Source organism: Streptomyces sp. SD15 (assembly GCF_054462255.1).
In genome coordinates, this window is record NZ_JBTLMO010000004.1 from 262,314 (window position 1) to 281,484 (window position 19,171).

18 protein-coding genes, 2 tRNA genes and 1 pseudogene are annotated in these 19,171 nt (G+C 67.9%); 13 read left to right on the forward strand and 8 right to left on the reverse strand.

Going from position 1 to position 19,171, the window contains the following annotated elements; all coding sequences use genetic code 11:
* Positions 1-3: 3 nt before the first annotated feature.
* Both ACX28W_RS06215 and ACX28W_RS06220 read left to right on the forward strand, forming a co-directional pair.
* Entirely contained in the window at positions 4-747 is a 744-nt protein-coding gene (locus ACX28W_RS06215; RefSeq protein WP_458997724.1) for a DUF3566 domain-containing protein, read from the forward strand.
* A gap of 112 nt (positions 748-859) precedes the next feature.
* Positions 860-936, forward strand: a tRNA-Ile gene (locus ACX28W_RS06220).
* 55 nt (positions 937-991) lie between these two features.
* Here the strand turns inward: ACX28W_RS06220 and ACX28W_RS06225 are convergent.
* A pseudogene (locus ACX28W_RS06225) lies at positions 992-1,264 on the reverse strand (tyrosine-type recombinase/integrase); the annotation flags it as partial.
* A gap of 684 nt (positions 1,265-1,948) precedes the next feature.
* Positions 1,949-2,353 (reverse strand): DUF6344 domain-containing protein, encoded by a 405-nt coding sequence (locus ACX28W_RS06230; RefSeq protein ID WP_458997725.1) that lies wholly within the window; start codon positions 2,351-2,353, stop codon positions 1,949-1,951.
* Between the two features lie 337 nt (positions 2,354-2,690).
* Between ACX28W_RS06230 and ACX28W_RS06235 the strand changes: the two genes are divergently transcribed.
* Together ACX28W_RS06235 and ACX28W_RS06240 are read left to right on the forward strand one after the other, a co-directional pair.
* Complete coding sequence (locus ACX28W_RS06235) at positions 2,691-2,819, forward strand: DLW-39 family protein (protein ID WP_003999697.1); 129 nt, start codon at positions 2,691-2,693, stop codon at positions 2,817-2,819.
* Between the two features lie 227 nt (positions 2,820-3,046).
* The gene (locus tag ACX28W_RS06240) at positions 3,047-4,513 is read left to right on the forward strand and encodes a hypothetical protein (protein WP_458997768.1); all 1,467 of its coding nucleotides are present in this window, start codon (positions 3,047-3,049) and stop codon (positions 4,511-4,513) included.
* A gap of 146 nt (positions 4,514-4,659) precedes the next feature.
* Here ACX28W_RS06240 and ACX28W_RS06245 read toward each other — a convergent pair whose 3' ends face one another.
* Together ACX28W_RS06245 and ACX28W_RS06250 are read right to left on the reverse strand one after the other, a co-directional pair.
* Positions 4,660-6,471, reverse strand: a complete 1,812-nt coding sequence (locus ACX28W_RS06245; RefSeq protein WP_458997726.1) for a serine/threonine-protein kinase — start codon at positions 6,469-6,471, stop codon at positions 4,660-4,662.
* Positions 6,472-6,666: 195 nt separating this feature from the next.
* On the reverse strand, positions 6,667-7,215 hold the full coding sequence (locus ACX28W_RS06250) for a helix-turn-helix domain-containing protein (RefSeq protein WP_458997727.1): 549 nt from the start codon (positions 7,213-7,215) through the stop codon (positions 6,667-6,669).
* 183 nt (positions 7,216-7,398) lie between these two features.
* Between ACX28W_RS06250 and ACX28W_RS06255 the strand changes: the two genes are divergently transcribed.
* Positions 7,399-7,471, forward strand: a tRNA-Ala gene (locus tag ACX28W_RS06255).
* Positions 7,472-7,828: 357 nt separating this feature from the next.
* Here the strand turns inward: ACX28W_RS06255 and ACX28W_RS06260 are convergent.
* Entirely contained in the window at positions 7,829-8,533 is a 705-nt protein-coding gene (locus ACX28W_RS06260) for a DUF5324 family protein (RefSeq protein ID WP_458997728.1), read from the reverse strand.
* 313 nt (positions 8,534-8,846) lie between these two features.
* Between ACX28W_RS06260 and ACX28W_RS06265 the strand changes: the two genes are divergently transcribed.
* Complete coding sequence (locus ACX28W_RS06265; RefSeq protein WP_458997729.1) at positions 8,847-9,380, forward strand: peptidylprolyl isomerase; 534 nt, start codon at positions 8,847-8,849, stop codon at positions 9,378-9,380.
* 188 nt (positions 9,381-9,568) lie between these two features.
* Positions 9,569-10,480: a rhomboid family intramembrane serine protease gene (locus tag ACX28W_RS06270; RefSeq protein ID WP_458997730.1), complete on the forward strand. Its 912-nt coding sequence runs from the start codon at positions 9,569-9,571 to the stop codon at positions 10,478-10,480.
* A gap of 255 nt (positions 10,481-10,735) precedes the next feature.
* Here the strand turns inward: ACX28W_RS06270 and crgA are convergent, their stop codons facing one another.
* Entirely contained in the window at positions 10,736-10,990 is a 255-nt protein-coding gene (gene crgA, locus ACX28W_RS06275) for a cell division protein CrgA (protein ID WP_362084582.1), read from the reverse strand.
* A gap of 147 nt (positions 10,991-11,137) precedes the next feature.
* Here crgA and ACX28W_RS06280 point away from each other — a divergent pair, with 147 nt between their 5' ends.
* The 6 genes from ACX28W_RS06280 (at position 11,138) to ACX28W_RS06305 (ending at position 15,797) form a co-directional block, all read left to right on the forward strand.
* Positions 11,138-11,917 (forward strand): DUF881 domain-containing protein, encoded by a 780-nt coding sequence (locus tag ACX28W_RS06280; protein ID WP_458997731.1) that lies wholly within the window; start codon positions 11,138-11,140, stop codon positions 11,915-11,917.
* 33 nt (positions 11,918-11,950) lie between these two features.
* Positions 11,951-12,676: a class E sortase gene (locus ACX28W_RS06285; RefSeq protein WP_458997732.1), complete on the forward strand. Its 726-nt coding sequence runs from the start codon at positions 11,951-11,953 to the stop codon at positions 12,674-12,676.
* A gap of 28 nt (positions 12,677-12,704) precedes the next feature.
* A complete protein-coding gene (locus tag ACX28W_RS06290; protein WP_458997769.1) occupies positions 12,705-12,908 on the forward strand; it encodes a hypothetical protein in 204 nt (67 codons plus the stop codon).
* Positions 12,908-13,546, forward strand: a complete 639-nt coding sequence (locus ACX28W_RS06295; protein ID WP_362084591.1) for an aminodeoxychorismate/anthranilate synthase component II — start codon at positions 12,908-12,910, stop codon at positions 13,544-13,546. Before ACX28W_RS06290 ends, ACX28W_RS06295 begins: the two co-directional genes overlap by 1 nt.
* Complete coding sequence (locus ACX28W_RS06300) at positions 13,543-14,973, forward strand: class E sortase (protein WP_458997733.1); 1,431 nt, start codon at positions 13,543-13,545, stop codon at positions 14,971-14,973. The genes ACX28W_RS06295 and ACX28W_RS06300 overlap by 4 nt, the downstream gene beginning before the upstream one ends.
* Positions 14,974-15,050: 77 nt before the next feature.
* On the forward strand, positions 15,051-15,797 hold the full coding sequence (locus tag ACX28W_RS06305) for a class E sortase (protein ID WP_458997734.1): 747 nt from the start codon (positions 15,051-15,053) through the stop codon (positions 15,795-15,797).
* A gap of 91 nt (positions 15,798-15,888) precedes the next feature.
* On the opposite strand, the gene ACX28W_RS06310 is transcribed toward ACX28W_RS06305, so the two are convergent.
* Both ACX28W_RS06310 and pknB read right to left on the reverse strand, forming a co-directional pair.
* Entirely contained in the window at positions 15,889-16,938 is a 1,050-nt protein-coding gene (locus tag ACX28W_RS06310) for a restriction endonuclease (RefSeq protein WP_458997735.1), read from the reverse strand.
* Between the two features lie 225 nt (positions 16,939-17,163).
* Positions 17,164-19,161 (reverse strand): Stk1 family PASTA domain-containing Ser/Thr kinase, encoded by a 1,998-nt coding sequence (gene pknB / locus ACX28W_RS06315; RefSeq protein WP_458997736.1) that lies wholly within the window; start codon positions 19,159-19,161, stop codon positions 17,164-17,166.
* Between the last annotated feature and the right edge of the window lie 10 nt (positions 19,162-19,171).

Here is a 19,171-nt window from a genome sequence, read left to right on the forward strand (position 1 = left end):
ATCGTGAGCGGAGCCACGGGCGCCGGATCGGCCGGTACGGAAACGGACGGCGGCGGTCGTGGCTCCGCCACGGAGACGACCGACTCGCATGACACTCATGGATCCCAGGGGGGAACTGTGACGGACACCCGAGGCCCGCAGGCCCAGCAGCACGCGGCCGGAGCGGGCCCGGCGACTCCGGGCGCACCGGCCGCGGCCGGTCCTGCCGCGGCCAGTACCGCAACGACTACCGCGGCCGCTCCGGCGGCCGGCTCCCCGCTGCCGGGGGAGCGGCAGCCACAGCCCGCGCAGCCGTACCACCCGCCGCAGGCGTACCCGGCTCAGGCGCCGGAGGGCGCCGTGCGTCGGCCGCGGACCGGCGCCCGCACCACGCCCCGCACCCGTAAGGCGCGGCTGCGGGTGGCCAAGGCCGACCCGTGGTCGGTGATGAAGGTCAGCTTCCTGCTGTCCATCGCGCTCGGCATCTGCACGATCGTGGCGGCGGCGGTGCTGTGGATGGTTCTGGACGCGATGAGCGTCTTCTCGACGGTCGGCGGCACGATCTCCGAGGCGACAGGCTCGAACGAGTCGAACGGCTTCGACCTGCAGGCGTTCCTCTCCCTGCCGCATGTCCTGATGTTCACGTCGATCATCGCGGTCATCGACGTCGTCCTCGCCACGGCACTCGCGACGCTCGGCGCGTTCATCTACAACCTCTCCGCGGGCTTCGTCGGCGGCGTTGAGCTGACCCTCGCCGAGGACGAGTGACAGCGACTGCTCAGCCCTTCCCGGGGTGCCTGGGATACCGATTTTGGGACTGGCCGCGTCGTGCGCTAATCTTCAGAGGTCAGCGCGCGGGACACACACCGCAAAGCGCGGCGGGGCTATAGCTCAGTTGGTTAGAGCGCATCCCTGATAAGGATGAGGCCACAGGTTCAAATCCTGTTAGCCCCACCAGCGAAAAGACCCCCAGGCGATCAAGCCTGGGGGTCTTTGACATCTACGGCTGACATCAGCCGATGAGCGGGTCTTCCAGGAGTTCGGCGAGCAGCGCGACGGCTTCCCGCTCGTCGGAACCGACCACATGCGTATAGACGTTCATGGTCATGCTGATCTGGCTGTGCCGGAGGATTGCCTGAGCCACCTTGGGGTGCACCTTCAGGAAGGCGAGCAGGGTCCCGCAGGTGTGCCGAGCCAGCCGAACCGTGATGCGACGCACACCCGCGCGCTTCACGAGACGATCGAAGGTACGGGAGAAGCCCACCGGATCGATCATTCCGCACCTGGACCACCGATCCCGTCACCGCCGACGGCGAGTGGCGCCACTACCGCGTCCTCATCACCAACGACGGCGGCACCACCACCTACAACCCGGACCGACTCGACGCCACCGCCACCAATGACCTCTGGCTCGGCATCCCCGACGGCATCGCCCCCTACTACGTCCCCGACCTGACCCTGGGCTCCTGCGCGAGCGGCATCCAGGCGACTGCCACCGACAACACGTCGGCCCCGATCCGTGACTTCACCGGCTTCGAGATCGAGCGCCGCGAGGCGGGGACGGACACCTGGTCGGTCGTCCTGCACAAGGCACAAGGCCTTCGACCCGCGCCTCGCCTCCGCCACCGTCTGCGACCCGCTGCCCACCGAGGGGCCTACCTATGAGTACCGGGCCCGTACCTAGGACGCGGCCGGGAACTACTCGCCGTACAGCGAGATCCGTGCCATGGCTGTGCCGGTCGACTGACGGTCACGGGGAACACGCGACAGCGGCCCTCTGATCGACCTGGCAAGGATGAGACCACAGGTTCACATCCTGTTGGCCCCGCCAGTACAAAGACCCTCAGCCGATCACGGCTGAGGGTCTTTGTCGTCCGGGGCAGCTCTCCGGGCCTTGGAGTCTGTGTTCGGAGTCTATGTGTGGCGGTGTACGCAAGTTCGCCGCTGGGTCAGGGTGGTGCCGCGCCGGTCAGCGCTGGAGGGGAGCGGCGATGTGCTGGAGAGGAGCGGCGTCGCGCTGGAGGGGCGTGTCGGGCTCGCGGAGGGTCGCGGGATCGGCCGGGGTCTCGGGGGCGCAGCGGGCCGCGGGCTCGGTCGGATCGACATCGGTCGGCGGGCGGTGGCGGCAGCTCGGTGAGGAGCCGTGGGCCTCGGCGTGGATGCGTTGCTTCATCGTGGGGGGCAGGTTCCTGCTGTGGGGGCCGGTCCAGGGGGACGTCGGCGGCACCGTTACGGAGGTCGCGCTGTTGCGCGTCGTTCCGGCCTGCGGTACGGCCGCGGCCGCGGTGGTCGTGATGAATCCGAGCGCCGTGCACAGCGCGAGGAAGGCGGTGACGATGGCGGTCCACAGCTTCATGACCTTGTTCTGGGTCATGGCCCCTCACTTTCGGGTCAGGCGATTTGCGTACTTTCCTCATGATGTGTATGCGGGCCGCGAAGTGGTGGACCGACGCCCGTGGCGCGTCGATGTTCAGATGAACAACACCCGGATGGGCGTAAATGGCCAGGAAAGCTCCGAAAAAGTACGAGAGGGCGATGAACGTCACCGTGTGTGAGGTGCGATCACCCTGTGATCGGAGCGGTCGCGCCCGGTCCTATTGCCATCCGGGGAGCGGGAGTTGGGGGTCGATGCAGGTCACCGATCGATATCGGTCGGTGTGTATAGTCGGGCGCCAGAGGTCCCCTACGTCAAGGAAAGACGAGGTCGCGCGGTGAAGAAGCTTCTCCTGGTCGCACTGGCCGCCATCGGCGGGCTCCTCGTGTACCGCCAGATCCAGGCGGATCGCGCCGAGCAGGATCTGTGGACGGAGGCGACTGACTCCGTGCCCACGGGTTCGTGAGTATCGACACCAGTCTCAGAGCAGACCCCGGCCGCCCTCGCGGTCGGGGTTTTGTGTTGCCAGGGAACCGCCCCCGGTTCACCCCGGCAAATGGGCTGATTGCGTCAGCAAATTTATCGACCTTGTAGACGGGTGCTTTCGGCCGCTTGTACGGATAGCACGGTGGCCCCGTGACCGGCGGGGCAGGATGGGCCACGGTCCGGGGCTACGACGAGGGGTGGCGCGTGATGGGGCGGCGCACGATGAGGCGGCGCGCGGCCGGGCGGCGTACGGCGGCGGCGCGGTACGGCCAGGCGCTGGCGGCTGTCGTAGCGGCCCTCTGCGCGACGGTCGCGGCGCCGGGGACGGCCTCCGCGGCGGTTACGGCAGCCGAGTCCGGTACGCCGAAGCCGTACGCCTTCGCCGAGGACGCCACGACGGTCGAAGGCGCCACGGACACCACGAACGCCGTACGACTCGAGCCCGGCAGGACGTACAAGAGCTCCATCGCCAAGGACGGCAAGCTTTACTACCGCCTCGAGCTCGACGCCACGACCAACGCATACGTCTCTGCCACCGTCGTCCCCAGGCCGGGCACGACGGTCTCCTACGCGGACGGCGTCAAGGTCTCCGTGCAGGACGGCGACAGCCGCCGCTGCTCCTCCTCCGCGACCGCCCACTTCGGCGCCACCCAGAGCCCGCACCCCATCGCAGCCTGGGCGTCGCGCGAGATCGGTGCCAACAAGTTCGCCTGTCAGGCGGCCGGGTCGTACTACGTGGTCGTCGAGCGCAGCGACGCGTCCGGCTCCTCGCTCTCCTCGTCCTCGTCCTCCTCCCCCGACGACTGGGATCTGGAGCTGAGTCAGGTGTCGGAGCCCCGCCTGAAGAAGGCGGCTTCGACGACCGCTCCGGAGATCTGGAACTCCGCCTCACCCGAAGCACTCCAGGGGGACGCGGAGGAACGCAAGGGCGGCGCGGGGTTCGCCACGGCCGGCGACTTGAGACAGGGAGTCTGGAAGAACGGGATCAGCCCAGGACAGACGCTCTTCTACAAAGTGCCGGTCGACTGGGGACAACAGTTCTACGCCACTGCGGAACTCGGCAGTTCGGGCGGTGGCGGTGACGGCTTCGTGGCCACGGCGCTGGTCATGTCCCTCTACAGCCCCGTGCGCGGATTCGTCGACGACATCGGCTCCGGATACGACGGAAGCCAGCGGTCGGCCGCGCTGGATCCGCTGCCGCCCGTCGAGTACCGCAACCGGTACGCCTTCACCGACCGGATCAGCAACATGAGGTTCGCGGGTTCGTACTACCTCGTGGTGCATCTCGCCGGGCAGGTCGCTGACAAGTTCGGCGACGGGCCCTTCGGGCTGACGCTACGTGTACGGGTGGCTGGCGGGGCGCATGCAGGCCCGGCGTACGTGGGGTCGGCCGAGCCCCGGGACGTGTTCGACGCCGCGGCCGGCGGCGACTTCGAGGAGGGGTCCGCCGGGGCGGTGGGGGGCGGTGGCACGGTGGGTACCGGGGGCGGAGACGGCTCCACCATGAAGCTGGTCGCGGCGAGCGGTATCGGTACAGGGACCGTCCTGCTGCTGACGCTCGGGGTGTGGACGGTGGTCGCGCGGCGGCGGGGGGTGGTGGTGCCGGGGGGAGCGGATACGACGGCTACGGCTGTGGCTCCCGCTCCGTGGGATCACGAGGCTCCGCGGGGCTAGTAGGCGCCGGTTCTAGCGGGTGACAGGGGCACGCGGTATGGCCGGGAGCGCGTGCGAGTCCGCCGGTCCAGGGTGACGAGCTCGCGTCTGGGGCTCCGGTCCGGGTCTCGGACGCGGGTCTCGGATCCGGGTCTGGGATCTGGGTCTCAGAGCTGGGCCAGCGCCCAGAAGCCCACCGCGAAACAGGCCAGCGCCAGGAGCAGGACCGGGATGGCCACCTTCGCGGGCGGTCCCGGGCGGGGCCGCCCGCGCCTTGCACGGTGCCCTGGAATTGCCCCTGTCTGATGCGGAACCTGCGGGGATCGAGCGGTGTATGAATCAGTAGAGGCGTACGCGTGCTGGGGCATTGGGGCGGTCGGAGCGGTGGACTGAAAGGGGGAGGGCACATGGGCGGGGGTGTGGTCGAAAGGCGGAGCGTAGACGGGAGTTGGAGCCGGCAGCGCGACCGAGGTGGGGGGAGTGGGCGTCTGCTCGGGCTGGTGTTGCGGCCGGTGAGGGGTGGAGTGCTGCTGAGTCTCGTGCCATGCCTGCTGTGGTTGTGGCTGTGGCTGTGGCTGGGACAGAGGCTGGGGCTGGGATTGCGGCTGCGGCTGCGGCTGCGCTTGGGGAGTGGTCGTCTGGGGTGGCGGCAAGTGGAAGCTGCCGGTGTCCGACATCGTGGACGGCTGCGGGGGCAAGGCGTCGGGGGCGAGATGTGGTGGTACGCCAGCAGGACCAGTGTCGGTTCCGAGCCCTCGATCAGGGCCAGAGGCAGGACCAGTGCCGGGACCGGATCCGGACCACGAAGGTGTGTGCTCGGCGTCGAGTCGCTGCGCTGCGGCGCCTATGTGTGGCCGCGTCTGTCCACCCACGCCCGGACCGCTGTCCGAGGCGCCGCTCACACCGTCACCGGACCCCCCGCCGGAGGTGCCACCCCTCTCTACGCCCGAGGTGTTACCCACCCCTACGCCCGAGGTGTGGCCTCTGCCCGCCCCCGAGGTGCCCGTCCTGACGCCCGAGGTACCACCACCGCCTACGCCCAAGGTGCCGCCCGCGTCCGACAGGTCATCCGGACCCGGGCTCACCCCTGGCGCTGTCCTGAGCGGGCCTTCGGGGCCGAACCCCGGGGGAAGTGGGCCGAGCTGGTCGAAGACCTCGACCAGCTCGTCGTCGGGGCCGGGCTCGGGCAGCAGCTCGGCGGCCGAGGCCAGCGCCTTGCGCGCCCCCGTCGCGGTGCGGAACCGCGCATGAGGGTCTGGCTGCACCAGCGTGGCCACGACCTGCCACAGCGGCTCGGGTATGCCCTGCGGGGCGGCCGGTGTGCCGTGCGCCGCGAAGTACTCGATCAGCGCCTTGGCGTCGGGCTTGGCCCCTTCAAGGAGATACAGGGCAACCAGACCCACGGCGAACAGATCGGCGGGGAAGTCCGGCTCGGCGCCCATCATCTGCTCGGGCGCGAAGTAACCGGGCGTTCCCACTACATAGTTGGTCTCGGTCAGCCGTGGCTCACCGAGCCGCATGGCGATGCCGAAGTCGGACAGCCGCAGCCGTGGCCGGGTCGTTCCGGTCGCCTCGAGCAGCACGTTGGCGGGCTTGATGTCGCGGTGCACGACCCCCTCCGCGTGCACCGCGGCAACCCCCGCCAGTAGCTGGTCGAGCAGGGTGCAGACGAAGGGAGGAGGCAGCGGCCCGTAGTCATTGACCAGGTGGACCAGTGACCCTCCGGCGACCAGATCCATGGTGAACAGGACCTTGTCGTCGTCGGCGGCCCAGCTGGCGGGCGCGAGCACATGGGGGTGATCGATCCGTAGTGCCTGCTCCCGCACGAAGCGCAGCAGCGCGTGCGCGTCGCTCTGCTGGAGCACCTTGGCGGCCACATACCGGCGCCGCCGGTGGTCCCACGCGCGCCAGACCGCACCGACTCCCCCGCGGCCGATCGGGTCGGCAAGTTCGTACCGTCCGGCGAAGACCTCACCCATGGTCGTACGTCGCTCCCTTTCGGCGGTCGGTCCGGTGGCCGCTGCGAGGTGCCCGGACGTCCGGGCACCTGCGAGGTTCCGGACGGCCTGGCCCTCCGTCGGTGCCGGACTGCCCGGACGCCATGACATGCCCGGCAGCCTGACCTGCGGCGCTGGACGGTGGTCCTGGGCCTGCGATGGCGCCGGGCCGTCGGCTCAGCTCTGGTGCGACTGGTAGTGCGCGACTGCGTCGGAGGTGCGGCCGGCGCCGTATACCCGGAGGAACTCTGCCAGTTCCGGGTGGGTCGGGGCGAGGGTGTCGGCCGCCTCGATGATGTCCCCCGCGGCTGCCACGGAGCGCAGCAGCGACTGAATCTCGCGGACCACCCGCTTGACCGTGGGTGCACCCGAACTACTCGTCGACTGCGTGGTGTTGCTGAGCACCGAGCCCCCCTGCGACTTCTTGATCTCGTCCATGCGCTCGGTGGCCTCGGCGGCGCTGATGCTGCCGTCCGCGACCTGCCCCGCCAGGTCCTGCAGCAACTGCACGCGCTGGACGACCGCAGGGTTGCCGATCTTGGCGCGTTGGCCACTCATCAGCTGCGACAGCATGGGCGCGGAGAGGCCCAGTACCCCGGCAAGACGCGCCTGGTTGAGGCCCAGATCGTCGATGAGCCTACGGAAGAGCGCCCCCAACGGCTCCCCATACCAGCTCCGCTGCAGCTCCTGGGCTCTTGCGGTTGCTTCTTGCTGTGCGGCGTCCATTTGCGTCTCCCCATCGCTTCCCCAAATACCGTGGTTCGCTGTAGCGAACCACGTCGAGCATCTTACGGAGAGTGGTCGTTCACGGGGACCCCCAATCTTTTTGCGAGATCCCGGGGGTGACCCGGTACTCTGGTCTGCGGCGCCCACCGGTATCCGTTTCTTCCGGCCGGACGCTCCTCTTTCGGGGCCTTAGCTCAGTTGGTAGAGCGCTGTCTTTGCATGGCAGATGTCAGGGGTTCGACTCCCCTAGGCTCCACTCAGTAAAACCCTCTGACCTGCGGAAACGCGGTCGGAGGGTTTTCTTTGTGTCGGTTCCCGTGCAGGGGGAGGTCTACTCGCGTCGGTAAGACGCTGTCGCGGGAAGCGTCAGGCGTCCACGCTGATCCGACTCGACTACCCCGCCCTGCTCGCCGCCGCCCGCTGCGCGTGCCCAGGGCTTCGGGATCGTGCGCAGACAGCGACGCCTGCCGTTCCTGGCCGACGACAACCTGTTCCCACGTCCCGGATCATCGCTCTCCCGGGTTCCGCCGGTTTCGTCGGTTCCACGTGAAACACCGCCGTGGGGCGGGAGACCCTCGGGTCTCCCGCCCCACGGCGGTGTTGATGTCCAGGTTCAGGGGCGGCGGTCGTCGCGATCTGCCGCTTCCTCCTGTGCTTGCTTGGCCTGGACCTCGGGGTCCAGCTCGGACTGGCCGGTGCCGTCGACCGACGTCAGGCGGCCCGTCTCGGGCACCTCCGTCGCGGCGGGCGGTTCGACCAGCCAGTCGGGGTTGGCCTGCTTGTCCCACCACTTCCAGGCGACGAAGGCGCCGCCCGCCAGAATCCCCAGGATCGCCAGCCCCTTGGCGAGACGGCCGGCCTTCGCCCGCCGCTCGTGCTTGCGGACCAGCTTCTGGATCTCCTCCGGCGAGACCTGTCCGCGTAGCGCGGCCAGTGCGGCCACCCCGCGTGACGCGGCCTCTTCGCGTACGGGCTGAGCCGCGGCCACCACCTGCTCGATCCTCGGCTTGGTGTAGTCGGCGGCTTGATGAGCCGCCTGTCGGGTACGGACGGCAGCCGTATGGGCAGCCAGGTCCACCTTCGGCGGTACATGCGTACGGGCCTGTTCGAGGCGCGGCGCGAGGTGGGCGTCGTATTGGACGCGGGCCTGATCGGCGGCCAGCGACATCTTGGGCGCGAGCCGTACGCGTGCTTCGTTCGCGTAGTGCGAGGCCCGGTCCTTGGCCGTGTCGGCGTACGGCGCCACCACTTCCGCGGCGTGCAGCACGCTGTCCTTCGCCGAACCGGTCGCGGCGCGCACGCTGTCAATGCGGGTCACGGGTTTTCCTCCTCCTCGGTGGCGTACGTGGGCGTTCGGGTACCCCAACAAAGGCACAGTTCACCTTTCCACCCTTTTCGAGATCATGCCCCCCGCGGGACCGCGAGGCATGCGAGATGGGGCATACGGGGCAACGGGCGCTTGTCGTCGACAATGCCACGGATCGTCGCCTCGCGGCCCGCTCCAGGGAGGACTCGACCGGATTTCTGCAAGCGTGACGCCCGGTTATTCGCCCGGAGGTGGTGGTCGGGCGACGGGTGACCCGGTACGTGCGAGGATCGGGGAGTCAAAAGAAGGCAACGGAAGGCAGATCGTGGCTGAGCAGCTTTACGCCACCCTGAAGACCAACCAAGGCGACATCGAAATCCGGCTCCTGCCGAACCATGCGCCCAAGACGGTCCGGAACTTCGTGGAGCTCGCCACGGGCGAGCGTGAGTGGAGCAACCCCAGCACGGGTGCGAAGTCCACGGACAAGCTCTACGACGGCACGGTCTTCCACCGGGTGATCAGCGGATTCATGATCCAGGGCGGTGACCCCCTGGGCAACGGTACCGGCGGCCCCGGCTACCAGTTCGAGGACGAATTCCACCCGGAGCTCGCCTTCGACAAGCCGTACCTGCTGGCCATGGCCAACGCGGGCCCGGGCACCAACGGCTCGCAGTTCTTCATCACCGTCTCCCCGACGGCCTGGCTGACCCGCAAGCACACCATCTTCGGCGAGGTCACCGACGCGGCCAGCCAGAAGGTCGTGGACGCCATCGCCGGCACCCAGACCAACCCGCGCACCGACCGCCCGGTCAAGGACGTCGTCATCGAGTCGGTCGTCGTCGAGACCCGCAAGGGCTGAGCCCCGCGAGGCCTGAGTTTCGAGGGGCCTGAGTTTCGAGGGGCCTGAGTTTCGAGGGGCCTGAGTCTCGAGGGGCTCATGCGGGCGCGCCATCGGGTCCGATCGCTCCCGCAGGGAACCAAACGCCCCGCTCATCCGTAAGGATGGACGGGGCGGAGCATTGTGTACGACGGATTGAGGGGACCCCCATGGACCAGGCGCCAGGCAGCCCGCAGGGCCCGCGGGACCAGGGACCGCAGGACGCCCAGAGCCTGCCCACCTGCTACCGGCACCCGGACCGCGAGACCGGCATCCGCTGCACCCGCTGCGAGCGCCCGATCTGCCCCGAGTGCATGGTCAGCGCCTCCGTCGGCTTCCAGTGCCCCGAGTGCGTCCGCCGCGGCTCCGGCACGGGGCACGCACCGACGGCCTCCCAGCCGCGCACCCTCGCCGGCGGCACCATCACGGCGGACCCCCGACTCGTCACCAAGGTCCTGATCGGGATCAACCTCGCCTTCTTCCTGGTCCAGTTGTCGGTGGGCGACAGCTTCACCGACCGCTTCGAGCTCATCGGCCAGGCGGCCTTCTCTGCCTACGGCCCGGTCGAGGGCGTCGCGGAGGGTCAGTGGTACCGGCTGCTGACGGCGATGTTCCTGCACGGCAGCTATATCCACATCATGTTCAACATGCTCAGCCTGTGGTGGATCGGCGGCCCGCTGGAAGCGGCTCTCGGCCGCGCCCGCTATATCGCCCTGTACGTCGTCTCGGGCCTCGCGGGCAGCGCGCTCAGCTACCTCCTCGCCGCCCCGAACCAGCCGTCGCTAGGCGCCTCCGGCGCGATCTTCGGCCTCTTCGGCGCGACCGCCGTCCTGATGCGCCGGCTCAACTACGACATGCGCCCCGTCATCGCCCTGCTGGTGATCAACCTGATCTTCACCTTCGGGTGGTCCAACATCGCCTGGCAGGCCCACATCGGTGGCCTCGTCGGCGGTGTCGTCATGGGCTATGCGATGGTCCACGCACCGCGCGAGCGGCGGGCCCTGATCCAGTACGGGGTGTGTGCCCTGGTCCTGGCCGCGGTGGTCGTCGTCACGCTGGTCAGGACCGTTCAGCTCACCTGAGCAACCGGCGTTGTCCACTGAGCGACCGGTGTTGTCCACAGATCGTGGTGGATCTTGTGCACGCTGTGTGGGAACAGCTGTGCCCCCTGTCACTGACCCGAGTTTTCGCAGGTCAGGCAGGGGGCGAACACGCTTCCGGATACCGGTAGGTCAGTCACACCGGCGTCAATGCCGGATGGGTTATCCACAGATCGTCTTTCTTTTCCACCTGTGGACAACGGCTGTGGATAACTCAGGGGATAACCGTGGGCAGAGCTACTTCCACTGCGTCGAGACGCCGAATCCCGCCGCGATGAAACCGAAGCCGACCACGATGTTCCAGTTGTCGAGCGCGTCGATCGGCAGCGAGCCGTCCGTCACGTAGAAGACAACGATCCAGGCGAGGCCGATGAGGAACATCGCCAGCATGGCCGGTGCGACCCAGCTGTTGCTGGTCAGCTTGATATTGGTCGCCTGCTTCGCCGGGGGCGGCGTGTAGTCGGCCTTCTTGCGGATACGTGACTTCGGCACGAGGGTCTCTCCTGTCGATGCGCTGCGTGGCCGCGCAGGGAACTGGGGGCGGGCGGGCTCCGGGGCAGCGTACAAGGGGACACTGAGCGCTCCCCCGGGCGTCAGTTAGCGTAGTGCTTCCGCGGCGCTTAAGGAGATAAGGGTACGTTGAGCAATTCTGCCGACTCCCCAGGGACGGGTTCCAGTCCTGCCGATACGCGCCGATTCCGGCCCGTGCGCGTCCTCACCGCGGCCGTCTTCGCCCTCGCCGGACTTATTTTCTTCACCAGCTTCAACACGGCCAAGGGCACCAATATCCGCACGGACGCCTCCTTGCTGAAGCTCTCCGACCTGATCCAGGAGCGCAGCCACAAGAACGCGTCGCTCGACGAGTCCAACGGCACTCTGCGCGACGACGTGGACGCGCTCGCCGGGCGGGAGAACGGCAGCAGCAAGGCCGAGGACGCCAAGCTCGCCGCGCTGGAGAAGAACGCGGGCACCCAGAAACTCAAGGGCGAGGCCGTCACGGTCACCCTCAACGACGCCCCGCCGAACGCCACGGCCAAGCTCCCCGGCTATCCCGAGCCGCAGCCCGATTACCTGGTCATCCACCAGCAGGACCTGCAGGCCGTGGTGAACGCCCTGTGGCAGGGCGGCGCCCAGGGCATCAAGGTGATGGACCAGCGGCTGATTTCCACGAGCGCCGTGCGCTGCGTCGGCAACACCCTCATCCTCCAGGGCCGGGTCTACTCACCCCCGTACAAGATCACCGCGATCGGTGACCCGCAGAAGCTCCAGACGGCCCTTGCCGACTCCACGGCGATCCAGAACTACATGGTGTACGTCAACGTCTACGGGCTCGGCTGGAAAGTCGAGGAGGACGGGCCAGTGACTCTGCCCGGCTACTCGGGCACAGTGGATCTCCACTACGCAAAACCTGTGGAGTAGCCGAAGCCGCTGCCGCTGGGGGGTCCTGTGTGGGTGCGAGTGGTCGTCAGGACGTTGAGCGAACTGTGCATCACCATCGGCGCCCTGATCGTGCTCTTCGTTGTCTACGTGCTGTTCTGGACGGGCGTGAAGGCCGACAGCGAGATGAACCACCAGATCGACGAACTCCAGAAACAGTGGTCCAAGGGCTCGGTCGCCCAGGAGTCGAAGGCGCCCACGGCCACCCCGACCAGCCCGGCCGACAAGAGCCCCAAGGCGCCCACGAGTCCCAAGGCGCCAGCCCCCTACACGTATGGCAAGCCCTTCGCGGTCATGTACATCCCGCGTCTTGGTTTCACGTGGAACAAGCCCGTGCTCGAAGGCACCGGTACGGGCGTCCTCAAGAAAGGTCTCGGCCATTACCGGGGGACGGCTCAGCTCGGACAGACGGGGAACTTCGCGGTCGCGGGTCACCGTCGTACGTACGGCGACCCCTTCAAGGACTTTCCCAAGCTGCGCCGTGGCGACGCGGTGGTGCTGATGGACGGGACGACCTGGTTCACGTATCGGATCGACAAAGGCCCCTACAAAACAGTGCCCACGGACATTGAGGTGATCGATCCTGTACCGCGTAAGTCCGGGTACAACGCTTCGGGCCGCTATCTCACGCTGACCACGTGCGAGCCGGAGTGGGGACACAGTCATCGGCTGATCGTCTGGGCACACCTCGACGCCACACAGCCTGTAGAGGCTGGGAAACCGGGGGCTCTACGCCGTTAGTCTGGTCCCGTACGGCGTGAGTCCGGTGATGTGGAGTGTGGCTCTGGTGCCGTGGTGCGACGGAAGGGACGGCATGTACGGCTTCATCTGGCGGCATTTGCCGGGGAACGCATGGGTGAAGGCGCTGATCTCACTCGTGCTCGTCCTCGGAGTGGTCTACGTGCTGTTCCAGTACGTCTTCCCGTGGGCCGAGCCGCTCCTTCCCTTCAACGATGTGACGGTGGACGACTAGTGAGCACGCGGATTCTCGTCGTCGACAACTACGACAGCTTCGTCTTCAACCTGGTCCAGTACCTGTACCAGTTGGGCGCCGAGTGCGAGGTGCTGCGCAACGACGAGGTGTCGACGGCACACGCCCAGGACGGCTTCGACGGAGTGCTCCTGTCGCCGGGCCCCGGAGCCCCCGAACAGGCCGGAGTCTGCGTCGACATGGTCCGGCACTGCGCCGCGACCGGCGTTCCCGTCTTCGGCGTCTGCCTCGGCATGCAGTCGATGCAGGTGGCGTACGGCGGTGTCGTGGACCGGGCGCCCGAGCTGCTGCACGGCAAGACCTCGCTCGTCGAGCACGGGGGGAAGGGCGTCTTCGCGGGACTTCCTTCGCCCTTCACGGCGACGCGTTACCACTCGCTGGCGGCCGAGCCCGAGACCGTGCCGGCCGAGCTGGAGGTCACGGCCCGCACGCACGACGGGATCATCATGGGGCTGAGGCACCGTGAACTCCCGGTCGAGGGCGTGCAGTTCCACCCCGAGTCGGTGCTGACCGAGCACGGTCACCGGATGCTCGCCAACTGGCTGGCGGAGTGCGGCGACAAGGTGGCCGTGGCGAGGTCGGCGGGGCTCGCCCCGGTGGTGGGCAGGGCCACGGCGTGACCGCGCTGCGCCCCGAGCGCGAGTCCGGCGCCGCCTACGGTGCCGCCGGAGAAGACGGGTCCTCGTACGGGCAGCAGCCGTACGGGGCGCCCGGCGCGTTCGAGGTGCCTGGCGCGTTCGAGGCCGCGGTGGAACAGTTCACGGACCCGCTTACGGACCCGCTTACCGATCCCCTCCCGGGCGCACGGCCTGCCGGGCGGCACGCGGCCCCGTCGGCCTCCGCTGTGCCGCCCGCCACCGGGCCCGAGGTCCGGTCCGAACAGGATTGGTCCGGCCAGCACCGGTACGCCGGGGACGGACCCGAGGCGTACCCGCGGGACTGGCAGGGGGCCTCACAGGGCACACCGCAGGGCGCCTACGAGGAAGTACGGCAGCCGTATGCGGAGCCGACGGCCCCGCCCCCCGCGCCCGCATACGACGAACCGTTGACCCGGCCCATGCCCGTGTACGACGAACCGGTCGTCGCCGAACCCGTCGTAGCTGTCCCGCTGTTGGACGACGAGACCGTGGCGCTGCGGGCGTCGGAGGTCTCGGTAGCGCGGCGGATTGCCGCGAGCGAGCCCATACCCGCCCTCGGGGGCCGTGCGGCGCGGCGCAAGGCGGCCAGGCGTCACGGGCGCCGTGGTGGCGCCCTGGAGCCCCACGAGGAGCCCCAGGGACCCCAGGAGCCCCTGGACTCCCAGGAGTCGGCGGTGAAGCCCGCTGAGGCGCCGCTGAGCCGTATGGAGGCCCGGCGTGCGGCGCGGGCGCAGAAGCCCGGCGCGGCCGTCATCGTGAGCCGGGTGATCGGCGAGGTGTTCATCACCACCGGTGTCCTGATGCTGCTGTTCGTGACCTACCAGTTGTGGTGGTCGAACGTGCGGGCGCATCAGCAGGCGGGCAACGCCACGAACCACCTCCAGGAGGACTGGGCGGAAGGCAAGCGGAGTCCGGGGACGTTCGAGCCCGGGCAGGGGTTCGCCATCCTGCACATCCCGAAGCTGGACGTGGTCGCGCCGATCGCGGAGGGCATCAGCAAGACGAAGGTGCTCGACCGCGGAATGGTGGGCCACTACGCCGAGGGCAGCCTGAAGACGGCGATGCCGGCCGCCAAGACGGGCAACTTCGGCATCGCGGGGCATCGCAACACCCACGGCGAGCCGTTCCGGTACATCAACCGGCTGAAGCCCGGCGACGAGATCGTGGTCGAGACCCAGGACGACTACTTCGTGTACAAGATGGCGTCGATCCTGCCGGCGACGTCGCCGTCGAACACGAGTGTGCTGGATGCGGTCCCTCCGGGGTCGGGTTTCACGGCGCCGGGCCGCTACATCACACTGACCACCTGTACGCCGGAATTCACCAGCAAGTACCGCATGATCGTGTGGGGCAAGATGGTCGAGGAACGCCCGCGCAGCAAGGGCAAGCCGGACGCGCTCGTCGAGTAGGCGAGCGGGAGCACCGTCGGGCAAGGGCGGGGCGTACGTGAGACAAACTGAGACAGATCAGACGGGGCAGATGCACAGTGGCAGCGAGGACCGACCACGACGAGCGCACCGACGCCGACGCTGAGGTGCACGCACCGAAACGCCGTGGACCCGGCCGGATCGCGATGGCGGTCAGCGTCCTCGGTGAACTCCTCATCACCGCGGGCCTGGTGCTCGGTCTGTTCGTCGTCTACTCGTTGTGGTGGACGAACGTCGTCGCGGACCGCGAGGCGAACAAGCAGGGCGACAAGGTCCGCGACAACTGGGCGCAGGACGACAGCGGCCCCGGCGCCCTGGACACCAAGGCCGGCATCGGCTTCCTGCACGTCCCGGCGATGAACGACGGCGAGGTCCTCGTGGAGAAGGGCACGTCGACGAAGAACCTCAACGACGGTGTCGCCGGCTACTACACCGACCCCGTCAAGGCGTCACTGCCCACGACCGGCAAGAACGGCAACTTCACGCTCGCCGCCCACCGCGACGGCCACGGCGCCAAGTTCCACAACATCGACAAGATCAAAAAGGGCGACCCGATCGTCTTCGAGACCAAGGACAAGTGGTACGTCTACAAGGTCTACGGCATCCTCCCGGAGACCTCGAAGTACAACGTCGAGGTCCTCGGCTCCGTCCCCAAGGAATCGGGCAAGAAGAAGGCGGGCAAGTACATCACCCTGACGACCTGCACGCCCGTCTACACGTCCCGGTATCGGTATGTGGTCTGGGGCGAGTTGGAGCGGGTGGTCAAGGTGGACAGCAAGCGGACGCCGCCGGAGGAGCTGCGTTAGCGCGACGCGCCGTCACGCTTAAGATGAGCTGGGTCCGAAGTCGCAACTATTCCTTGCGACTTCGGACCCTTTCAATGGTGTCTGGTGACGCCTACTGGAGGACAGACAGCGGAACGCCCGCACTCCACTTCTCCAGGTGGGCGCGGTCCACGAGCATGACGCCGTAGGTCTCCGCGATGGCACGCGCGTCGGGCGTGAATGATGTCGTGGCGACGAAGAGCGCTACGTCGGCCGTGTGCTGGACGCGTGAAGCGCCGAGGAACTTCTGCAGTTCGCCGCTCCACACCGGGCGGTATGGCGCGAAGCTCTTACACTGCGCGACGACCGAGCGGCCGTCGGCGGTGCGCGCGGTGACATCCACTCCCCGGTCACCCGGGCCACCGTGCACGATGACGTCCGTGCAGCCGTCGCGGCGCAGCAGGACGGCGATGTGGTGCTCGAACTCCCGCCAGTTCATGGCGTCGATGGAGGCCATGATTCCGGTGTACGGGCGCGGACCACGAGTGCGTTCGAGATCGGTGATGCGGGTGTCGTGGTTGCACAGCCGCTGCTCGATCCGTTGGACATCCTCACGGAGGGAGATGAGTTCCTGACGGTGTTCGCCTGAAGCTTCGATCAGGGCGTTGAACATGGGGACGACGGTCTTGCCGAGGATGTGGGTGATGCGCTGGTCGATGCGGTCGTCGAGCGACACTACGTCGCTCGCGGCGGGTTCCTCGACGCGGCGGGTGCGCGCCAGGTACTCCATGTCGAGGAGGTAGGTGCGGACGTGGCGGGCGATGTCGCTGTCGCGGAGGAGCATAGCGATGTTGAGGATGGCTCGGCGGGAGTAGATGGTGAGACTCCGGCGGGCCTGTGGATAACTCCCCAGCGAGAGTGACATGTTGTCACTCTCGAATTTCCGCAGGTCAGCGCCACGCAGCACGACCAGTCCGTTGACCTCCAGTTCCTCACGATGGCGCTTTACGAGCTGTCGGACGGCCTCGACGGTGACGCCGAAATACGTGGCGACCATCGCCGTCGTCACATGCATGCCGTCCGGAAGCAGTGACAGTGCCTTGACTCTGTCGAGTACTTCCGTGCGGTCTAGCACGCTGCCCCGCAGCGCCTTCGATTCCAGCAGAGCCGCTTCGTTGATCACGTTCTGCCCCTTCTGGTCGTGTCGTGGCCGTACGGCCGGGGCAGAACTTCGATTCCCCGCCCCACCCCTTCAACGAGTCGGTAAGTACGAAGATGCGCTCTGATTTCGTACTGAAGGTCGGAAAAGCCTGGTTCTGTTGACGGAAAAAGTCCCGGCTCCCTCGTCAGGAGAGAGCCGGGACTTTTTCCGTGTTGCCAGGCGGCCTGAGGCCTCCGCGCGGGCCGCCTAGCCGGTGACGCCGCCGAAGATGTTGGTGCCGCCGTTGTTGCCGCCGTTGTTGCCGACACTCACGGTCGTCAGGGTGATCGGCGTGCCGGCGGGGTTGTCGACCTCGGTGCCCGCATCCGGGTCCTGGTCGACGACAAACGCGGTGTCGCTTCCGTCGCTGCCGTTCGCGATCTGGACGTTGGTGAAACCAGCCGCCTGCAGGGTCTGCCTGGCCTGCGCCACGGTCTGCCTGAAGACGTCCGGGACCTTCGTCTTCTGTGCCTGCGCCTTGCCGATCTTGATCTGAACCGTGGAGTTCTTGTCGGCCTGCTGCCCGGCCTGCGGCGTGGTCTCGAAGACCTTGCCGACCTGGTTCGGGTCGGTCACCTCCACCTCGGTGCAGGTGCCGACCAGGTTGTTGGCCGTCATCTGCGCCTGGGCGGCTTCACAGCTCGTCTGGCCGATGACATCCGGGACGGTGGCCTTCTCCTCGGCCTTGGCGATGGTGAGGGTGATCGTCGATCCCTTCTCCACTTCCTTGCCGAGCGTCAGGTCCTGCTCCAGGACGGTGTTCGGGTCCTCCGTGGACACCTGGGTCTTCGTCTTGACGTCGAACTCGTACTCGTCGCCCTGGAGCAACGCCTTGGCTTCGTCCAGGCTCTTGCCGAGAACACTCGGCACCGCGACCTTCGGCGCCCCGGTGGACACCACCAGATTGACCGTGGTGCCCTTCTTGACCTCCGTGCCTTCCTTCGGGTCCTGGGAGCAGACGTTGCCCGTCTTCTGGGCCTCGCAGGGCTTCTTGGTGACCGACAGCTCCAGGTCGGTGTTCTGGGCGATCTTTGCCGCGTCCTCCTGGGTCTCGTCCACGAACCTCGGTACGGAGACGTTCGAGTCGGCCGCGTTGTCGCCGCTGGTCGCCCACTTGCCGATGAGGATCGCGCCGATGAGGACCAGCACACCGGCCACGACCAGCAGGATCGTCGAGGTGTTCGACTTCTTCTGCTGGCGGCGTCGGGGTGGGCGGTCGTCGTAGCCGAAGCCGCCGTCGTCCGGGTTCATCGGGGGGAGCATGGACGTGGCCTGGGCGTCCGTGGAGCGCAGGGCGGTGGTGGCCTGGTCGTCCTGGTAGCTGCCGTAGCCGACCGAGCCCATGGCGGCGGTGGCCGCGACCGGCTGGCCGTCGAGGCAGGCCTCGATGTCGGCGCGCATCTCGTCGGCGGACTGGTAGCGGTAGTCCGGGTCCTTGGTGAGCGCCTTCAGGACGATGGCGTCCATCTCGGGCGTGATCTCGGGGTCGAAGACGCTCGGCGGCTGCGGCTCCTCGCGTACGTGCTGGTACGCCACCGCGACCGGGGAGTCCCCGATGAACGGCGGGCGGACCGTCAGCAGCTCGTAGAGCAGACAGCCGGTCGAGTAGAGGTCCGAGCGCGCGTCGACCTGTTCGCCCTTGGCCTGCTCCGGGGAGAGGTACTGGGCGGTGCCGATGACGGCCGCGGTCTGCGTCATCGTCATGCCGGAGTCGCCCATGGCGCGGGCGATGCCGAAGTCCATGACCTTGACCTGGCCGTTGCGCGTCAGCATGACGTTGGCCGGCTTGATGTCTCGGTGGACGATGCCCGCGCGGTGGGAGTACTCGAGGGCCTGGAGGATGCCGATGGTCATCTCCAGGGTGCGCTCGGGCAGCAGCTTGCGGCCCGAGTGCAGCAGCTCGCGCAGCGTGGACCCGTCGACGTACTCCATCACGATGTACGGGATGGAGATGCCCTCGATGTAGTCCTCACCCGTGTCGTACACGGCGACGATCGCGGGATGGTTGAGCGAGGCGGCCGACTGGGCCTCCCGGCGGAACCGGGCCTGGAACGACGGATCACGTGCGAGGTCGGCCCGCAGCGTCTTCACCGCCACCTGGCGACCGAGCCGGGTGTCATGGGCGAGATGGACCTCGGCCATGCCACCACGGCCGAGCACATGGCCCAGCTCGTACCGGCCGCCGAGGCGACGCGGCTCTTCCATAGCTACCTAC